Source organism: Alteromonas sp. S005, assembly GCF_036864475.1.
Lineage (GTDB): Bacteria > Pseudomonadota > Gammaproteobacteria > Enterobacterales > Alteromonadaceae > Alteromonas.
In genome coordinates, this window is record NZ_JAZETN010000006.1 from 120,359 (window position 1) to 138,295 (window position 17,937).

General features: G+C 44.4%; 18 protein-coding genes. 7 read left to right on the top strand and 11 right to left on the bottom strand.

Annotated features, from left to right (window positions below; translation table 11 throughout):
• Positions 1 to 86: 86 nt before the first annotated feature.
• On the bottom strand, positions 87 to 788 hold the full coding sequence (locus tag V7R55_RS09690; RefSeq protein ID WP_334059281.1) for a glutathione S-transferase family protein: 702 nt from the start codon (positions 786 to 788) through the stop codon (positions 87 to 89).
• A gap of 168 nt (positions 789 to 956) precedes the next feature.
• On the opposite strand from V7R55_RS09690, the gene V7R55_RS09695 reads away from it, so the two are divergent.
• Positions 957 to 1,316, top strand: a complete 360-nt coding sequence (locus V7R55_RS09695; protein ID WP_334059282.1) for a winged helix-turn-helix transcriptional regulator — start codon at positions 957 to 959, stop codon at positions 1,314 to 1,316.
• 193 nt (positions 1,317 to 1,509) lie between these two features.
• On the opposite strand, the gene V7R55_RS09700 is transcribed toward V7R55_RS09695, so the two are convergent.
• Positions 1,510 to 1,785, bottom strand: coding sequence for a putative quinol monooxygenase (locus V7R55_RS09700; protein ID WP_334059283.1), 276 nt, complete (start codon positions 1,783 to 1,785; stop codon positions 1,510 to 1,512).
• Positions 1,786 to 2,084: 299 nt separating this feature from the next.
• Here V7R55_RS09700 and V7R55_RS09705 point away from each other — a divergent pair, with 299 nt between their 5' ends.
• Positions 2,085 to 3,374, top strand: coding sequence for a diguanylate cyclase (locus V7R55_RS09705; protein ID WP_334059284.1), 1,290 nt, complete (start codon positions 2,085 to 2,087; stop codon positions 3,372 to 3,374).
• A 45-nt stretch (positions 3,375 to 3,419) separates the two neighbouring features.
• Here the strand turns inward: V7R55_RS09705 and V7R55_RS09710 are convergent, their stop codons facing one another.
• The 7 genes from V7R55_RS09710 to xdhA all read right to left on the bottom strand — a co-directional run bounded on the left by V7R55_RS09710 (position 3,420) and on the right by xdhA (position 11,715).
• On the bottom strand, positions 3,420 to 4,700 hold the full coding sequence (locus tag V7R55_RS09710; protein ID WP_334059285.1) for a urate hydroxylase PuuD: 1,281 nt from the start codon (positions 4,698 to 4,700) through the stop codon (positions 3,420 to 3,422).
• A gap of 44 nt (positions 4,701 to 4,744) precedes the next feature.
• Positions 4,745 to 6,040 (bottom strand): guanine deaminase, encoded by a 1,296-nt coding sequence (guaD, locus tag V7R55_RS09715; RefSeq protein ID WP_334059286.1) that lies wholly within the window; start codon positions 6,038 to 6,040, stop codon positions 4,745 to 4,747.
• A 5-nt stretch (positions 6,041 to 6,045) separates the two neighbouring features.
• A complete protein-coding gene (gene uraH, locus V7R55_RS09720; protein WP_334059287.1) occupies positions 6,046 to 6,372 on the bottom strand; it encodes a hydroxyisourate hydrolase in 327 nt (108 codons plus the stop codon).
• Between the two features lie 81 nt (positions 6,373 to 6,453).
• Entirely contained in the window at positions 6,454 to 6,957 is a 504-nt protein-coding gene (uraD, locus tag V7R55_RS09725) for a 2-oxo-4-hydroxy-4-carboxy-5-ureidoimidazoline decarboxylase (protein ID WP_334059288.1), read from the bottom strand.
• Between the two features lie 30 nt (positions 6,958 to 6,987).
• On the bottom strand, positions 6,988 to 7,890 hold the full coding sequence (gene xdhC / locus V7R55_RS09730) for a xanthine dehydrogenase accessory protein XdhC (RefSeq protein WP_334059289.1): 903 nt from the start codon (positions 7,888 to 7,890) through the stop codon (positions 6,988 to 6,990).
• A complete protein-coding gene (gene xdhB / locus V7R55_RS09735) occupies positions 7,887 to 10,277 on the bottom strand; it encodes a xanthine dehydrogenase molybdopterin binding subunit (protein ID WP_334059290.1) in 2,391 nt (796 codons plus the stop codon). Before xdhB ends, xdhC begins: the two co-directional genes overlap by 4 nt.
• Entirely contained in the window at positions 10,270 to 11,715 is a 1,446-nt protein-coding gene (gene xdhA / locus V7R55_RS09740) for a xanthine dehydrogenase small subunit (protein ID WP_334059291.1), read from the bottom strand. Before xdhA ends, xdhB begins: the two co-directional genes overlap by 8 nt.
• Before the next feature lie 417 nt (positions 11,716 to 12,132).
• Between xdhA and V7R55_RS09745 the strand changes: the two genes are divergently transcribed.
• The 3 genes from V7R55_RS09745 to V7R55_RS09755 all read left to right on the top strand — a co-directional run bounded on the left by V7R55_RS09745 (position 12,133) and on the right by V7R55_RS09755 (position 14,063).
• Positions 12,133 to 12,777: a TetR/AcrR family transcriptional regulator gene (locus V7R55_RS09745; RefSeq protein WP_334059292.1), complete on the top strand. Its 645-nt coding sequence runs from the start codon at positions 12,133 to 12,135 to the stop codon at positions 12,775 to 12,777.
• A gap of 1 nt (position 12,778) precedes the next feature.
• Entirely contained in the window at positions 12,779 to 13,708 is a 930-nt protein-coding gene (puuE, locus tag V7R55_RS09750; protein ID WP_334059293.1) for an allantoinase PuuE, read from the top strand.
• A gap of 97 nt (positions 13,709 to 13,805) precedes the next feature.
• Positions 13,806 to 14,063, top strand: coding sequence for a DUF3862 domain-containing protein (locus V7R55_RS09755; RefSeq protein WP_334059294.1), 258 nt, complete (start codon positions 13,806 to 13,808; stop codon positions 14,061 to 14,063).
• Between the two features lie 111 nt (positions 14,064 to 14,174).
• Here V7R55_RS09755 and V7R55_RS09760 read toward each other — a convergent pair whose 3' ends face one another.
• The gene (locus tag V7R55_RS09760; RefSeq protein WP_334059295.1) at positions 14,175 to 15,506 is read right to left on the bottom strand and encodes an NCS2 family permease; all 1,332 of its coding nucleotides are present in this window, start codon (positions 15,504 to 15,506) and stop codon (positions 14,175 to 14,177) included.
• 324 nt (positions 15,507 to 15,830) lie between these two features.
• On the opposite strand from V7R55_RS09760, the gene V7R55_RS09765 reads away from it, so the two are divergent.
• Positions 15,831 to 16,832, top strand: a complete 1,002-nt coding sequence (locus V7R55_RS09765; RefSeq protein ID WP_334059296.1) for an adenosine deaminase — start codon at positions 15,831 to 15,833, stop codon at positions 16,830 to 16,832.
• Between the two features lie 60 nt (positions 16,833 to 16,892).
• Here V7R55_RS09765 and V7R55_RS09770 read toward each other — a convergent pair whose 3' ends face one another.
• Entirely contained in the window at positions 16,893 to 17,255 is a 363-nt protein-coding gene (locus V7R55_RS09770; protein WP_334059297.1) for an Hpt domain-containing protein, read from the bottom strand.
• A gap of 190 nt (positions 17,256 to 17,445) precedes the next feature.
• Here V7R55_RS09770 and V7R55_RS09775 point away from each other — a divergent pair, with 190 nt between their 5' ends.
• A complete protein-coding gene (locus V7R55_RS09775) occupies positions 17,446 to 17,892 on the top strand; it encodes a response regulator (protein ID WP_334059298.1) in 447 nt (148 codons plus the stop codon).
• Positions 17,893 to 17,937: the final 45 nt, after the last annotated feature.

A 17,937-nucleotide genomic window follows, 5' to 3' on the forward strand; every position in this document is an offset into this window, starting at 1 on the left:
CACCGTGAAGTTAATGTTTAATATGCTCTCGCCAAGGCGCTTCACTTGGTTTGAACGGTCTGTTTTGCCTTTTTTAATTAGTAATATTAAAATCTGTCAGCGTTAGCTTTCTCTTGCTTAGCTTGTTGTTCTGAATCCCCTCTGCCAAAGAAAGCCTCAAAAGGTTCCGGAATGGTTAGTGCGCGCTGAGTTGCTTTGCGCTGATCAATGCGCTTAAACCATGCTTTAAGGTTTTCTAGACCCGAAACATCTACTTTTGCCCAATGATAGGCCCTGGCCCAAGGGTAGGTTGCCATGTCAGCAATAGTGAACTCGTCGTTCACCAAATAACTTCGACCTTCAAGCCTTGTATTTAGCACTTCTAAAAGGCGCCGACTTTCTGATACGTACCTGTCAATGGCATAGGAGTTGTGCTCACCCTGTTTGGGCGCAATCCGCTGAAAGAACATGGCTTGTCCCATCATTGGGCCAATCCCTCCCATTTGAAACATTAGCCACTGCAGAACTTCTGATTCCTTATCGTTGTTTTGCGGAATGAACTTTTTATACTTTTTCGCTAGATACCAAAGTATGGCGCCGGACTCGAAAACCACGAAGTTGTTGTTAGATTTATCGATGATAGTTGGGATGCGGCCATTGGGATTGATGGCTATATATTCAGGCGACTTTTGCTGCCGAGTGGCGAAGTCAATGTGAGTTAAGTCGTAATCTACACCTGCCTCTTCTAAAAAGATAACGGGCTTCCATCCATTCATTGTGCTTGCGGTGTATAAATGAATATCTTTCATGGCTTACACTCCAAAGAGGCCTACAGTGAACCTTTTACATTAATATTAGACTAATTAGCTAAGGGTGAACTTAAAGGTAAACTTGCTTATGTGGTCTATTTTAGTTACCTTGTTCAAACAAACAATCAGTATACTTTTAGTAACTAGGTGGCTTTTTTAGGGAGTTTAATGGAAAGTGTAATAAAAACAGACGCTAAGGGTAGAAAAACCGTTTTAAATACTTGTACAGAGCCCTGCGCGATTGAGCGCGGCATGCGTTTGATAGGTGGTAAATGGACAGGCTCTATTATTTATCATTTAAAAGATGAGCCAGTTAGGTTTAACGACTTATGTAGAATGCTAGGTGGCGCCAGCCGCAAGATGGTAGATCAGCGTTTAAAAGAGCTTGAAAACAACGGTATGGTTTTACGCAACGTTATTGACTCTCGCCCTATAGCCGTTGCTTATAGCCTAACGGATTTTGGCCGTTCTGCCTTAGATATACTCGAACAGCTAAGAGTCTGGTCTGAAAATCATACAAACGATTAATACCCGAAATATACCGGTAGAACGATGAAGGCAGTGTATGCAATTGTTCACTGCCTTGGAAATATTCTCACTCTTTGTTGTATTACCTTGATGTAGAAACACTATTGCCTGTGGCAACATGCCGCGATTGCGAACATTTTTACTTTTGCTGAGAGGGTAACCATATGAGCGAACTGATAGTAAAAATTCACATCTAGATTGATACTAGCGGCAATTTAAGTACTTTCTCAATTAGAGCACTCGCTTTCTCTTGGAAAACTATAAAGTGTGTGGTGGCTTCATGTGCATCAAGCGTTGCTTGAGATTGCCATTTTTCCGTAATAACAAATACGCCTTCTTCGCTTGAATGTAGGTCATACATTATAGCCCCTTTTTCTTTGCGGCTTGCCTCGACCAAAGGGGTTAGTAGTTTTAGTAGCGCTTCTTGTTGGTTAGGCTGAGAAAAGATAATAACTGAAAATTCGATCACAACTGACTCCTTAAGATAAAGCGCTTAACATAAATAAATTAGAAAGCTTGTGTTAGCGTTTAACGCTAATTTGTCCATTTTTTCAGGTAAGGGGGCTTGCCGTCCATTCAACGTATCTAGCCGTGTTCATCATAAGTCTACTGAAGATTATCTAAGCCATTTTCTTAGTCAATTTTTTTAGCTAAGAAAAAATACTAATCTATACTTATATACTAAAGTATAAATAAATCTGGTGCTTAATTATAAGTGCCACTTTGATTGAGGCGAAGGAATGCAATTATTTAGCGGGGCTACGCCCTATGTTTGAAAGAACCTTTTACGCTTGCCCAGTAGGGCTTGCGCATGTCAGTGTGGATGGCAGCTTCATCCGTGTGAATAAACGACTGTGTGACTTCTTAGGGTATTCAGATGAACAGCTCACTAAGCTTACTTTTCAAGAATTAACTGTACCAGGCTATCTTAACGAGGACCTTGGTTATCTCGAAAGCCTTCTAAAAGGGGATATTGAAAACTACTCATTAGAAAAACGCTACCTAAGGCGTGACGGTGAGCAGGTATGGGCGCAATTAACCGTTTCTTTAGTCAAAGATGGGCATGGCAATCCGGACTACTTTATTTCGGTGGTCGAAGATATTGACGAGAAAAAGCGTATTCAGTCTGAGCTTTTTCAAGTCGACGCATTATTCAGTAAAATCGTACGAGCATTTTCGGATAGAACTTTTATTTGGGTGGCAACGCCCGATTTAACTAAGCTAAAGTACGTTAATGACGGGTATGAGAAGATTTTCGGTCGTAACGAATATGAGCTTTATTGTAATCCAGTTGGCTTTGTTGATCACGTTCACGACGATGATAAAGCCCGTGTTCTAAAGCTTTTTTCTCAACGTCCTCTGCAGAATTGGGATATTCAATATCGAATCTATGATGCAAAAGGAGAGGTGAAGTATCTTCATGATCGTGGAAGTTTGATTTATGACAACTCCGAGAAGCAGTCGCTTATTTTAGGAACCGCCGACGATGTAACGCGAGAGAAAAACCAACAGCAAGCGTTAATGAGTGCAGTCACAAAGCTAGAGCATCTTTCAAAAACTGATGCGCTCACTGGGCTTGCCAATAGAAGAGAGATCTTTAGTCAGTTAAATGACGAGATTTCTCGCATGGGGCGAGTCGAAACAGTGTCTACCCTTGTTTATGTCGACCTAGATAAGTTTAAAGAAATTAATGATAAATATGGGCACAAGATAGGCGATAAAGCGTTAGTTGAGTTCTCTAATAAAATGGGCTCACTTTTGCGAGATAGCGACCGGTTTGGCCGTATCGGTGGCGATGAGTTTGTCATTTTGCTCTACGGTACAGATGAGAAAGAAACAGCCGTATTTTTTGACAGGATAAAAAACAGTAAATTTGAGATTGATGTTGATGGTAATGAGGTCGTACCTATCACCTTTAGCGTTGGGTGGGTGCAGTGGAACGAGGGTATCAATACTGTTCAGGAATGGTTAGACCGAGCAGATGAGGTAATGTACGAAAAAAAGCAAAGTGGGCAAGTTGTAGAAGCGATGAATAGCGAACTAAATAAAGCGATGTAGCGAAATTGCTCATGTTGAAGCTTCTGCTACATCGCTAAACGTATTTTACTGCTGTCGCTGGGCAAACCAGATAGCTATAGCTTGCCTTTCTTCCTCAGTCATTTTTGTTTTGTTCAAAAACGGCATGTCTTTGGTCACTGTGGTTCTTCGAACCACTTGTGGCGCAAACCTCTCAATATCTTCCCATGAATCTAAGACTACGCCTAAAGGCGCCACTTTGAAAACCTCGTCGGTGGGTGTGCGCGAGTGGCAGCTTACACAGTGAGCGGTAATCAAACTCGCGACGGTTTCGTTACTAACCACTGACGATGTTGCGTTGGCTAACCCGCCTGTAGGCACGCTTAAATCAGATTGATTCGCTGACTTTGCGCTCATGGTTGAAGGAGGTTGCGCGTCATTGTGACTCAACGGTTGAATTGGATATGCTTGTGGCCAAGATACCCACAGTGCTATAGCAAGCATGGCAACAGCGCCAGAGACTAAAATACTTGGTTTAGTGGTACCCACATGACGCAGGTTAAAGAAATGACGTATCCACGCTGCAGCGGCCATTATGGCAATGAGTACCAGCCAATTTTGAGGATGCTGATATGTCATTGGGTAGTGATTTGAAATCATAATAAACAGCAGGGGGAGCGTGAAGTAGTTATTGTGCACCGAGCGAAGCTTGGCACTTGCGCCCCACGCAGGGTCTATATCTTTCTTGTCAGCTACCGCAGCAACCATTTTGCGCTGATTAGGCATAATATTGAAAAACACGTTACCTGCCATGATAGTCCCAATAAGGGCTCCCACGTGAATATAGGCACCACGACCGCTAAACCACTGGGTAGACAGATAGCTAACCACACACACTAGAGCAACCAACCCAATACCAAATGCAAGAGGGTATTTGGCCAAAGGACTACGACATCCAAATTCGTATATGGCAAGCCCACCAAAGATTAAGCCAAGTCCTAACGATATTGCCGTGGCTGGCGGCATGGCGTTGACAGATGGATCAATAAGGTAAGCGCTGGCACCGAAGTAATAAACAATGATCAAAAGGGCGAAACCTGATAACCAAGTCGTATAGGCTTCCCATTTGAACCAGTGTAATGTTTCGGGCATTTTCTCTGGTCCGTAGGCGTATTTGGCGACCTCGTAGAAGCCACCGCCATGAATGGCCCATAAATCCCCTTTAATGCCTTTGTCTTGTTTCCACTTAGGTGGCGTTCGTAAGTTGTTGTCTAACCATATAAAGTAAAAAGACGCACCAATCCAAGCTACACCGGCCACAACGTGAAACCAACGTACAAATAAACTTATCCAATCTAGCCACGGCATTATTATTCTCCTTATTTAGGGCCGGGTGACCCTATAGTAGCTTGTTACTCATTATCATCTTTGGTGTAGCGGCAGGTACCGCTTATCCACGTTTGCTCGATAGCGCGGTCATCACCTAAAATACTTAGCGCGAAAAACACATCATCGAACTGTGCATCGTCTTTAATTCGCAAACGTGTTAATTCATCGAACCTTGGCTCTATAACAATAAAATCAGCGGTAGAGCCTGGGTTTAAGTTACCAATTTCATGGTCAAGCGCATGGGCCACTGCTGCGCCTTGGGTCATAAGATAAAACCCTTCCAGCGGGCTAATGGGCTCGTTGCGCAACTGACTGACCTTGTATGCATCGCCATAGGTCTTGAACATGTTGAACGTGGTACCTGCGCCCACATCGGTAGCCAAAGCAACATGTACTTTATTAGCACGCGCTGCGGTCATATCAAAAAGCCCGCTGCCTAAAAACAAGTTAGACGTAGGGCAAAATGCTACCGTAGCACCGCTGTCGCCAAGGCGCGCCCATTCGTTAGGCGTTAGGTGAATACCATGGCCAAACACTGCACGCTCGCGCACCAAGTTGTAGCTGTCGTAAACATCTAGATAGCCGCCAGCGTTAGGGAATAAGCTTTTCACCCATGCAATCTCGTCTAAATTTTCAGACAGGTGGGTTTGAATGAATACGTCGGGATACTGCTGAGCAAGTTCGCCTAGTGCGGCAAGCTGAGCCTCTGTGCTGGTAGGGGCAAAACGAGGCGTTAGCGCATAGCGGTTACGCCCCTTGTTGTGCCAAGCTTCAATTAATGCTGCACTATCAGTTTGTGCTGTGGCAGAGCAATCGTTCAGCGCGCTTGGGCAGTTTCTGTCCATACACACTTTACCTGCCACTATCGCCATATCAATTTCACTGGCTGCGCAAAATAGTGCTTGGCTACTACTTTTATGAACGGTAGTAAAAACAAACCCAGTGGTGGTGCCGTTTTTTAGTAGCTGGTTTAAAAATACTTTAGCGATGGTTTCGGCGTGTTCGCTATCGGCAAACTGCATTTCAGTGGGGAACGTGTAGTTTTCAAGCCAGCTCAACAGCTGCTCGCCGTAGTGGGCAATACTTTGGGTTTGCGGGAAATGCAGGTGGCTGTCTATTAAGCCAGGTAAAATCCACTTGCCCGATAAATCAGTGACAGTGGCCGCAGGGTAACGTTCAGTAATGTCGCTGAACGGGCCAATGTCTTTTATTTCTTTGTTATCTACTAGCAAACCACCGTCTCTAAAAATGGCAATGTCATTATCAAATTGTGTGGTTTGTTTAGGAAAGTGCGCAATGCTTGCACGAAAAAGCTGCATGTTTATTAGCTGCCCCTGTAGCTGCTGAACCCGAATGGAGAAATAAGAAGTGGTACGTGATAGTGACCACCATCCTCAACAAGTTCAAATGTAATATCAATATGTGGATAGAAACTGCTGCCATGAGTTTGTGTTAAATACTCCTTGCAGTGAAAACGCAAGGTATACACCCCTGCGGCAAATCCATCATCAACGCCCCAATTTTTAAAGCGGCCGTCACTGTCTGTTTCACCCGAGAGAGTGCTGCCGTCTGGTAATGTAAGGGTAAGTTCAATGCCTTGAGCTGGCTTACCCAATGTGGTGTCGAGTACGTGGCTTGAAAGCGTATTCATACTTTAGTCCTTAAAATTTTTTAAATTCGTATTACTGTTCTATATGGCACTAGCGCCTAGACTGACGATTAGGACTTCGCACTAATTAAGCGCTTTATTAATACGTAGCAGGGTTATCTTTATTTGCTGTGCGGCGGCATTAGATATTTCTTGCTTCTTGGTATTCGGCAGCCTCTTCTGTAAAGCTTCCAGCATGGTTTGCGCAGAAAGCCCTGTAGCGCAGATAATAAAAATAAACCCATGCTTATCTAAATAGGCGTGATTAGCTTCTTTTAGTTGATGCAAAACGGCCTCAGAAGCACTAGCCGTGCCTGATTGTTCACCGGCAGCAATCGCTTTAGTGTTGGCAAACTTTTTACGTAGTGAGTCTACGTCGCCAATCATAGGGTGCGCGGTAAAGGCTTCTAGGTAGTCATCATTGCCACATTTTGCCCAAGCGTCTTTTGCTTGGCTAACAAGCGTATCTAAATCGCTATAAGGGCGAGCTTTTACCATTTGGTAGACCCATGCTTTCGCCGCGCAGCATTGCTCAAACCAAGAAAATGCGTCTTCAGCGCTGAGTGTATTTAATTCAGTAAGTGTCACTGCTGGTATCCTTTTCTATTTGCTGCACTTTTACAGCACTTTAGCAGGGGGCTTTGTATGTTCACCCGTACATGCATCAGTATTTGTATCAGCGTCGTTTTCTGAAGCCGCTGCTGCGTGGTTAGCATGAAGGCGTTCAATGATTTGCGCTGATATAGAAACCGCAACTTCAATAGGGCGCTTTCCAGGAATATCTCGATTGCCAATAGGCGTGAACAGTCTCTCTATCGCATGGTCGTCAAACCCGCGCTGGGTAAGCTTGGTAATAAAACGCTTTGCTTTAGTGTCTGAACCTATTAACCCAACAAAAGGCAGGGAAGGCTGCTTTAATGCTTGCTCGGTAATACGGTAGTCCAATTGATGGTCGTGGGTGAGTATAATTAACCAGCTGCCCTCATCGAGGTGTCTTACCTCGCTTTCAGGCGCCTCTTCCACCACCTTTTGTACATTGGCAGGTAGCGACGATGGGAATACGTCTTCTCGATTGTCTATCCACGAAATTCTTACCGGCATTTGAGCCAAAATTGGCACCAGCGCTTTTGCAATATGGCCTGCGCCAAAAATCGCAATATGCTGCTGATGAATATTACACACATCAAACAATACCTTTACCGCTCCGCCGCAGCACTGTCCTAAAGAACTGCTCAATGGGTAGCTGTGTAGCTCAGTGCACACTTCGCCTTTAGCAAGGTATGCTCGGGCGCGTGCGATAGCATCAAATTCAAGGTGTCCGCCACCAATGGTATCAATACTGTGTGAAGCGGTGACCACCATTTTACTGCCCGGCTCACGGGGAGTGGAACCCGCAGTACCTACAACGGTAACTAAAACATAGCCCTCATTACGCTCCTGGCATTCGGCTATCGCCTCGTGCCAATGCGTAGCGCGAAATGATGGGGCTGCGCGAAATGATGGCGTTGCTGCGCGAGTCATACAGCAGCACCTTTGTTATCGGTTTGTTGATCTGCTTGCTGAGCTGCTTGTTGGATGGCGGCGACAGCATTTAACACGCGCTCTGGTGTGGCTGGCGTATCTAACTGCGGGTCTACAGTGTAGCCAGATAGGCTAGATATCGCGTCTTTTAAAGCACACCATACTGAAATTGCTAGCATAAATGGTGGCTCACCCACGGCTTTTGAATGGTAAATGCTGTCTTCAGCGTTTTCTCTACCGAAAAGCTTAACGTTAAACTCCTTGGGCGTATCGCCAATGGCAGGAATTTTATAGGTTGCCATGTTTTCACTTATCAGCTTGCCAGCTTCATTCCATTTTAGGTCTTCCGTAGTAAGCCAGCCCATACCTTGGATAAAGGCACCTTCAATTTGGCCAATATCAATTGCAGGGTTAAGGCTATTGCCCACATCGTGAATAACGTTAACTTTATCTACCGTGTATTCGCCGGTCAGCGTATCTACCGAGACTTCGCTCATTGAAACGCCGTAAGCAAAGTAGAAAAACGGGCGGCCTTCACCTGTATCACGGTTGTACTGTAATTTAGGCGTTTTATAAAAACCGCTTGAAGACAGCGACACACGGTCAAAATAGGCTTGTTGAACCAGCTCTGTAAAAGCAATGCTGTCTTCGTCTAGTACAACATGTTGATTGATAAACTTCACATCACCAGCGCGGCCCTCTAGACCTAAGCTTTTAGCATAGCATTCAGCCAAGCGGGTTTTTAAAGTAATACAGGCGTTTTGTACGGCTTTTCCGTTCATGTCAGTACCACTTGATGCCGCTGTCGGCGAGGTGTTCGGCACTTTATCCGTACGCGTAGCGGTGACTTCAATCATATCCAAATCTAGACCAAACTCATTGGCTGCGATCTGGCCTATTTTAGTGTGCAGGCCTTGGCCCATCTCAGTGCCACCGTGGTTTACCTGAATACTACCATCGGTATAAATGTGGACTAGAGCGCCAGCTTGATTTAAGTGCTTTGCGGTAAATGAAATACCAAATTTAACCGGCGTTAGCGCTAGACCTTTCTTAATAACTGGGCTTTCGCGGTTAAACGCTGCAATGGCGTCCCGGCGCTGCCAATACTGTGCGCTTTCTTCTAACTCGGCAATCATATCAGGTAAAAGGTTGTGCTCTACCTTCATGCCATATGGAGTAAAACTACCGGTTGTCGGGCCGTATAAGTTGCGCTTCCTCACCGATAGCGGGTCGCTGCCGATAGTCCGTGCAATTTTGTCAATCATGGCTTCGGCCATGATCATGCCTTGCGGGCCGCCAAATCCTCGATAAGCAGTGTGCGATACCATATTGGTTTGCAGTCTGTGACCAACAATATCGCTATCGCCTAGGAAGTAGCCGTTATCAGCGTGGAACATGGCCCTATCTACAATAGCGTCTGACAAGTCAGGGGAGTGCCCACAAATGCCATTAATGGTCATGCGAGTCGCTTCAATTTTACCTGTTTCGTCAAAGGCCACATTAAATTCATTCTCAAACGGGTGGCGTTTACCCGTAACGTGCATATCGGTGAAGCGCGGCAAACGAAGCTTAACGGCGCACTGATTGCGTGAAGCGAGCAGGGCAGCGATACAAGCCCATTGTGCGGCTTGGGTTTCTTTACCGCCAAAACCGCCGCCCATACGCCTCATGTCTACCATTACGCGGTGTAATTTAACATCTAGTACTTCTGCAACTAGCTTTTGCACTTCACTTGGATGCTGACTAGAGGTGTAGATTTTCATGCGATCTTCTTCATCGGGGATCGCAAGGCTCACTTGGCCTTCTAGGTACATGTGCTCCTGACCGCCAATGCTTAGCGAACCATGTGCCTGGTACTTAGCTTTTTCAATAGTGCTGTCGACGCGGGCAGCATGTTGGCCAAATTTATGTAAAGGGCGAACGAATGTTTGCTGCTGGTGGGCGGCTTCAGCATCAAGTACAGGTGTATCTGCGTCTACTTCTATTTTGCCCTTTAGCGCAGCTTGTCGGGCAAGATTTACTGAAGTGGCAAGTACCGCAAACACCGGTTGACCGAAGAACTTGATTTCGCCGTTCGCAAGTAGTGGGTCGCCTTCAAACACAGGGCCAATATCTTTGTGGCCAGGTACATCATCAATGGTGATGACATCAACAACGCCTTCGCTTTGGCGCACGGCGTCAAGATCAACAGAGCTGATAGTACCTTTGGCGCACTGGCTTACACCGACTGCCGCATAAAGCGTACCCTGAGGTTCAACGACGTCATCAACGTAGTTGGCGCTACCTTGTACCTGACGTGTCGCACTTTCGTGCTTTTTGGAAACGTGAACAACACCTTGTTCGCCGTTTGTTTCTAAAGGATTTGGGGCATCAATTAATTTACGCATGCTGCACCACCCGAGTTTCAATATGGTTAACTGTTTGGTTTTCTAACCAGAAGCGGTGCCACAAGTTAGCTAACACGGTTTTGCGATATTGTGCTGTTGCGCGAACGTCATCAATAGGCGCAAATGCATCAAATAAGATTTGCTTGCCTAAGGTTAAGCATTCTTTGCTAGCGAACTGTTTACCTTTCAGAGCATTTTCCAAAGCTTCACAGGTTGATGGCACGGCAGCCACACCACCAAAGCCACTAGTAATTGCCTCGACCTTGCCATTTTCTAAGGTAACGTTAAACACTGCACATACCGCCGATATATCATCTTCAAAACGTTTTGATATTTTATATGCGGCCAGTGCTTGATTAGGCTGTTTAAGCGGTATTTCTATGGCGCTTATCCATTCATCATTAGCGAGTGTCGTTTCGCGATAACCCGTGAAGAAAGTGCTAATTGGGATAGTGCGAACACACTCTCCATTATCCAAATGCAACATAGCATTCAGCGCAAGTAGTAAGGGAGGCATATCACCAATAGGGGATGCGTTGGCGACATTCCCACCAATTGTGGCCTGGTTGCGAATAGGCAAAGATGCAAAGCGCGTTACCAGTTCAGCTACTTGTGGAAATGCGTTTAGTAAAAGCGGTGCTGCATCATTGAGCGGTACAGCTGCACCAATAATAAGAGAATGCTCGTTTTTGGTGCATTGTTTCAGTGCATCGATATGCGTAACGCTGATTAGCGTTTCTACGTTCTTTAACTGTTGGGTGAACTGCAAACTTAGATCAGTGCTGCCTGCCACTATCTGTGCGTTAGGGTTCGCCTTAATAAGCGCTTTTAATTCTTCGCGCGAGGTTGGCGTATGTATATTGCCGGTACCAGAAGGCTTTTCACCTGACAAAGAAAGCAATGTCGCCAGGGTCTGATCTTGGCGCTTGGAAAACTTATCATCAGGTGCTTGCTCGCATACTGCAAGCGTGGCATCGATTATAGGGCGGTATCCAGTACAGCGGCACAGGTTGCCAGATAAAGCATTCAACACATGGTCGCGATTAGGCTTTGAATTGCTATGGTATAAAGCGAACATCGACATGATGAACCCTGGTGTACAAAAACCGCATTGTGAACCATGGTGGTCGACTAGCGCCTGTTGCACGGGATGTAAGTGTTTACCATCGCTTAAATGTTCTACGAACAATAGCTGCTTACCGTGAACTGCGCTCATTAGCGTGATACAGCTATTTACGGTTCGGTAGTTAAGTTTTGTGGCGCTATCAGATGATGCGGGTTCCACGAGTACAACCGTGCAAGCGCCACAGTCGCCTGCCGCACAGCCTTCTTTAGTGCCTGTTTTCTTGCGATGTTCCCGGATAAACTGTAGAAGGGTGAGGTCGGCTCGCGCTTCATTTAACTCAACAACATCGTTATTTATTAGAAAGCGAATCATACTCACACCTTCTTGTTATATTCATTCTTGTATTCATTAATATAGCTGTATTTTTCTAATAAAAGTAGACCATTTGGTCAATTTATTGCTTATAAAAAATGGCCGCGTTATAGAAGGCCATGATTTTGTGCAGATTTATTGGAAAGTTATGTAACGCCTTTCCAAGTTTTCTTTAACAAGCAATGCATCATTTTGTAAAAAGAATGAGGCAAGATTCGTGCTAGGTTTTAAGTTAAATGCACAATAAATACTTTCTGAATGGCTCATTTCATTAGTGAGGGGCGCAGATGGTGGGTAACTCTGAACTTTAAGAGCATAGCAACACCTTGGCAATAAATGCTAACCTATCGAAAAGGCATGCAGCATTTATCCTGCCTGTACGCTTGCAAAGTAGATTGCAAAGGAATTTAGATAATAATGATGAAGGTAAAAAGTGCTGACGCTGGTGTTGGCGCTATGAATAGAAGAAAAATACTCCAAGCCGCAGAAAAGTGTTTTGCGCAGTTTGGTTTTAAAGGTACGGCGGTACAGAAGATTGCTGATGAAGCAGGGCTTCCAAAAACCAACGTTTTGTATTATTTCAAAACGAAACAAGAACTTTACGTAGCAGTATTAGAAGAGACGCTTTCATTATGGAATTCGCGTTTTGATAAAGCAACAGTAGAAGATGATCCCGCCGAAGTGCTTGCCAATTACATAGCAGAAAAAATGGAAGTGTCACGCACTCATCCGATGGCTTCAAAGATTTTTGCCATGGAAATTATTAACGGGGCGCAGAACTTAAGCGGATACTTCGATGAAGAGCATGCACTATGGATGAAAGGGCGTCTTGAAGTTATTGATGAGTGGATAAAAGCAGGCAAACTCCCTCACGTTGAAGGCGAATACTTGCTTTATACCATTTGGGCCAGCACCCAACACTATGCTGATTTTTCAGCGCAAATTACCCGACTGCGGGGTAAAAAAATGACAAAAGCGGATTTCGAAGATGCAACCAAGCAAGTAGTTAAGCTTGTACTTGGCGGCTGTGGTTTAGCTGTTCCAGAAAGTTTCGAGGTGTAGTATGAGTGAGTCTGTGTATCCTCGCGATCTCATTGGCTATGGCCAACACGTACTTCACGCGAACTGGCCTGGTGATGCAAAAATAGCCGTTCAATTTGTATTGAATTACGAAGAAGGTGGCGAGAACTGTGTACTTCATGGTGATGAAGCATCTGAAATATTCTTATCTGAAATTATCGGCGCGCAGGCTTACAAAGATCGCCACCTAAGTATGGAGTCAATTTACGAATATGGCAGTCGCGCGGGCTTTTGGCGTTTACATCGCTTACTCAATAAATACGACATCCCCGTGACTGTATTTGGCGTTACTATGGCCATGCAGCGGCATCCTGACGCTGTTAAAGCCATGATGGAGTCTGGTTGGGAAATAGCCAGCCACGCCATGCGCTGGGTGCACTATCAAGATATGAGTGAAGATGATGAGCGCAAACAAATCGATGAGGCGATTATTCTGCATGAGCAGTTAACGGGTAAGAAACCCGTTGGTTGGTACACAGGCAGAACCAGTCCTAACACACTTAAACTAATAGCAGAGCGCGACGACATTCTATATTGCGCAGACTCTTACGCTGACGATTTACCCTATTACGACTGTCACTACAGCAAACCGTTATTGATGGTGCCGTACACGTTGGATACCAATGATATGCGCTTTGCCACGCCTCAAGGTTTTAACAGTGGAGAACAGTTTTTCACCTACTTAAAAGATGCGTTTGATGTGTTGTATGAAGAAGGAGAAGAAGCGCCAAAAATGCTTTCTATCGGTCTTCATAATCGCATTATAGGCCGACCTGCAAGGCTTGCAGCGCTTAAGCGTTTTATCGAGTACGTAAAATCTCATGACAAAGTGTGGTTAGCCACGAGAGAGCAAATTGCGCGTCACTGGTTAGCCACTCATCCTAAAGACGGTAGTGACAAGGCGCGCACATAGCGTTTACAGTACGCCATCGTAATTTACATAAAGCAAGGTGGAAGATAGGAGCGCCATGTAGGTTGCTTTTACTTTCACTTAGATAAAGGATAACACCATGAAATCAAAACTAGCCATCATTGCTTTAGGTGCGTTAGCGCTGACAGCATGCTCAAAACTAACTAAAGAAAACTACGATAAGCTAGAGATGGGTATGACTCAGAGCGAAGTTGAAGCAATCATTGGTTCAGCCGACAACTGCGGTAAAACAATGGGCGCTATGGCGTGTACATGGGGCGCTGAAGACAGTAAGCATGTGAAAATCGTATTTATGGGTGATAAAGCAGTTACCTTTACATACGATGGATTAAAGTAAACAAATAGCTTGTTCATATTGCTGAATAAAACAAAAAGGTGGCATCTAAGCCACCTTTTTTGTATCTAACACAAGGCTTTGCGCGCAATATTACTTACACGCACCGATAGGTTATTTTAAATCTAGTAAGTATCTAAGTAAGAAAACGGTAGCTAAGGCATAAGTAAGTGGGGTCACTTCCTTAAATTTACCGGTACCCACCTTAATACCCACATAGGTAATAAAGCCAAGGGCGATGCCTTCGCTGATACTAAATGTCAGTGGCATAGCAATAAGTGCAACCGACGCGGTTGCTAAAGCCCCTAAGTCGTCAAAATCAACTTGTCGAATCGATTCCATCATTAAAATACCCACCATTAATAACGCTGGCGTAGTAGCCATAAGCGGGATCACTTTCATTAACGGCGTAAGGAAAAGGGATAACAGGAAGCAAACGGACACTACCACTGCGGTAAGTCCCGTTCTTCCTCCGGCCGACACGCCAGTGGCAGATTCAACATAGCTGGTAACCGGTGAGGTACCCACAAAAGCACCTGCTACACTCGCTGATGCATCCGCCGTCATGGCTGGACCAATTTTCGGTAGTTTGCCTTCTGAGTTCAGCAAATTGGCTTTACGCGATACGCCTATTAATGTGCCTATAGTGTCGAACATGTTCACGAACATAAGCGCGAAAATAAGGTCCCACGTTTCTGCGAGGTGGTCGATAGGGTACCAAAAGTCCATTGCCATAAATGTATTTGAAATAGACTCTGGCATGCCAACAACTGCAGAAGGAGTAGCGGTTAATGTTCCGTTTTCGGTAGGGATAAAAGCACCGATTAAAGTAAGGGTAACGATAGAGATTAATATAGCGCCGGTAACGCGCTTAACCATAAGAACGATAGTAAAGATAATGCCAACAAGCGCAAGCATGACTGCCGGCTCAGAAAGGTCACCAAGCTGAACAAAGGTTGCAGGGTTATCAACAATAAGGCCCGCATTTTTAAGACCGATAAAGGCAATGAACAAACCTATACCACACTGAACCCCTATCTTGAGTGAAGGAGGAATAGACTCTGCTATTTTGGTTCGTACGCCGGTAAGAGAGAGTATTAAGAAAAGGATACCGTTCCAAAATACAATGCCTAGAGCAGCTTCCCACGGAACTTCGCGACCAAGACAAATAGTGAAAGCGAAAAACGCATTCAAGCCCATACCTGGCGCCAAGGCAATAGGGTAGTTGGTCATCAACGCCATCATTAATGTGCCAATGCAGGCCGCGACTGCTGTCACTGTAATTAGACCTTCTACCGGCATGCCGCTAAGACCCAAAATACCTGGGTTCACCACAAGGATATAAGACATAGCCGCGAAGGTAGTCAGACCGGCAATGATCTCAGTTTTTACCGTTGTACCGTGCTCCTGCAGCTTAAATAGCCGTTCAATAACGTTGTTGGACATCAAGAGTTCTCTGTTTGTGTTTTATTAAGTATTTTGTGCGTTTGAAAGCAATAAACTGACCAATTAGTCAACTTGTTGGTGTGTTTTGTGCTAACGTTAATTTCAGTACAATGATCAACGTACAATCATTGCGTGACTCGAGGTCACTAGCTAGGCAGCACAAAGCCAGCCAAACGGTTAGTAAACAACATAGATGATGTTATAAAAACCGCAAACAAAAACCTAAATGAGCAATAGAACTCGTTTACAGATAGCATTAAAGATAAACTATTACGCACCAATTAAATGCTATTGCATTGTTATGGTGCAAATAAGTGAGGGGCCATGTCGCTGTCATCAATAATTAAAAACATACCAAAGGCCGAACTGCATCTGCATATAGAAGGTAGCTTAACGCCTGAACTAATGTGGCGCCTAGCTGAAAAGCACAGTGTATCACTTCCTTACGCAAGCGTGGAAGAGATTGAAGCCGCTTATAATTTCAAAGATTTGCAAAGCTTTCTTGACCTCTATTACGCAGGGGCAGGGGTATTAAGAGATGAAGAAGATTTCTTTACGTTGATGTGGGAATACTTATCTCGGTGCGCTGAAGAAAATATCGTTCATAGTGAAATTATGTTTGACCCTCAAACTCACACTGAGCGGGAAATCGGTTTTGATGTGTTCATGCCCGGATTTTTGCGCGCAATGCAAAAGGCTGAAGAAGAATTTGGTATAAGTAGCTATCTGATAATGTCTTTCTTAAGACATTTGCCCGAAAGTGAAGCTTTCGAAACACTAGAAGCGGCAAAACCTTATTACGAGCATATTAAAGCAGTGGGTCTTGATAGTTCAGAGTTGGGACACCCACCGTCTAAGTTCGAGCGAGTTTTCAAAAAAGCGAAGTCCCTTGGTTTTAAGATTGTCGCCCATGCAGGGGAGGAAGGGCCGGCGTCTTACATTTGGGAGGCAATTGAACTGCTTGACGTGGACCGAATTGATCACGGTGTACGCTGTCAGGAAGATAAGGCTCTCATGGCGTTTTTAAAAGAAAAACAAATCCCCCTTACCGTATGTCCCCTAAGCAATTTAAAGCTGTGCGTGATTGACGATATGAAAGAGCATAATATCGTACAGCTGCTAGATGCAGGCTTGTTAGTGACGGTTAATTCTGACGACCCCACTTATTTTGGTGGTTTCTTAAACGAAAACTTTGAAGCGCTTCATAAATCGCTAAATATAGATGAGAAGACTATTCGCATGCTGGCTGCTAACAGTTTTAGGGCAAGTTTCTTACCACAAGAAAAGAAAAGCGAAATCATTAAGCAAGTAACAGAGGCGATGTAAGCGACCAGCAAAGCAATAGCGCGAGCTTATCAAGGTAAATCTCAGTAAGCTCGCTTCGCCTTAAGATTGCATAACAACAAGCGTTTGCTCGACTAAGCTGTTTAGTTCTTCTATGTCTTGCGCTATCTCTGTTAAGTTGCCTTGCTTGGCTTTATTTTCAATAGATGAGGCTTTTTCACGAACAGCATCAGCCCCTACATCCCCTGATACGCCTTTCATTGCATGACTTGTGAACTTAACTGCATCGACGTTTAACTCAGTTGCGGCTTTTTGTAAGGCTTCTTGCTTCTGTGTTATCTGCACTAAAAACATTTCAACAATGCGATTCAACAACCCTTCATTGCCGCCGAGTCTGCTCAAAGCTGCTTCTTTATTCCAAAGCTTTTCTTTTAAAAGCCCACTATGGGTATCTAACGTATGCATACTTATCACCAAGCAGTTAAAACAGGGTTTGATAGAGCATTAATTGTGCGTTACAAAAAGCCTGATAGTCAATGCATTATCGCTAAAATTCTGTTTCTATTCACAATATTAGACGAAAGATTAATGTAATTTTGCGTATGTCGGACGATACTACATAAGGAGTTTATAATAATGTAGTGCGGTAATTCTCATGGAAAATGAGACTCAAAAAGTAGTCATCATTGACGATGAACCAACAACACTTTTGCTACTGGAAAGTGCGGTAGAGTCTTTAGCAGAAGTTGTTACGGTTTCACAAAGTGTAGCAGCGTTCTCTATAATTCAGGCACAGCTGCCAGACTTAATCGTTTTGGATATTAGCATGCCTGAGCTTTCAGGCTTTGATGTTTGTAAGCAACTTAAAGCATGTCCAAGCACAGCTTCAATTCCCGTTATTTTTATCACCTCTCATAGCGACACTGAAAACGAACACAGCGCGCTGTCGCTCGGCGCGATAGACTTTGTCTCAAAGCCTATCAATATAGAAATGTGTCGGATGAGGGTGAAGAACCATCTCACGCTTCAATCTCAAAAAGCCTTGCTGAAGAAGGTTAATCAAGAACTTGAAGCTGAAAAAAACAACTTGCCATTACATTAAGGTCGATAGCTGACGGGGTCATTTCAATTGATGCGGCTGGAGATG

Bases quoted from the DNA above. Each gene is read 5' to 3' on its own strand.
- V7R55_RS09690 (WP_334059281.1), bottom strand. From the start codon at position 788: ATGAAAGATATTCATTTATACACCGCAAGCACAATGAATGGATGGAAG.
- V7R55_RS09695 (WP_334059282.1), top strand. From the start codon at position 957: ATGGAAAGTGTAATAAAAACAGACGCTAAGGGTAGAAAAACCGTTTTA.
- V7R55_RS09705 (WP_334059284.1), top strand. From the start codon at position 2,085: ATGTTTGAAAGAACCTTTTACGCTTGCCCAGTAGGGCTTGCGCATGTC.
- V7R55_RS09710 (WP_334059285.1), bottom strand. From the start codon at position 4,700: ATGCCGTGGCTAGATTGGATAAGTTTATTTGTACGTTGGTTTCACGTT.
- guaD (WP_334059286.1), bottom strand. From the start codon at position 6,040: ATGCAGCTTTTTCGTGCAAGCATTGCGCACTTTCCTAAACAAACCACA.
- uraH (WP_334059287.1), bottom strand. From the start codon at position 6,372: ATGAATACGCTTTCAAGCCACGTACTCGACACCACATTGGGTAAGCCA.
- xdhC (WP_334059289.1), bottom strand. From the start codon at position 7,890: ATGACTCGCGCAGCAACGCCATCATTTCGCGCAGCCCCATCATTTCGC.
- xdhB (WP_334059290.1), bottom strand. From the start codon at position 10,277: ATGCGTAAATTAATTGATGCCCCAAATCCTTTAGAAACAAACGGCGAA.
- xdhA (WP_334059291.1), bottom strand. From the start codon at position 11,715: ATGATTCGCTTTCTAATAAATAACGATGTTGTTGAGTTAAATGAAGCG.
- V7R55_RS09745 (WP_334059292.1), top strand. From the start codon at position 12,133: ATGATGAAGGTAAAAAGTGCTGACGCTGGTGTTGGCGCTATGAATAGA.
- puuE (WP_334059293.1), top strand. From the start codon at position 12,779: ATGAGTGAGTCTGTGTATCCTCGCGATCTCATTGGCTATGGCCAACAC.
- V7R55_RS09755 (WP_334059294.1), top strand. From the start codon at position 13,806: ATGAAATCAAAACTAGCCATCATTGCTTTAGGTGCGTTAGCGCTGACA.
- V7R55_RS09760 (WP_334059295.1), bottom strand. From the start codon at position 15,506: ATGTCCAACAACGTTATTGAACGGCTATTTAAGCTGCAGGAGCACGGT.
- V7R55_RS09765 (WP_334059296.1), top strand. From the start codon at position 15,831: ATGTCGCTGTCATCAATAATTAAAAACATACCAAAGGCCGAACTGCAT.
- V7R55_RS09770 (WP_334059297.1), bottom strand. From the start codon at position 17,255: ATGCATACGTTAGATACCCATAGTGGGCTTTTAAAAGAAAAGCTTTGG.
- V7R55_RS09775 (WP_334059298.1), top strand. From the start codon at position 17,446: ATGGAAAATGAGACTCAAAAAGTAGTCATCATTGACGATGAACCAACA.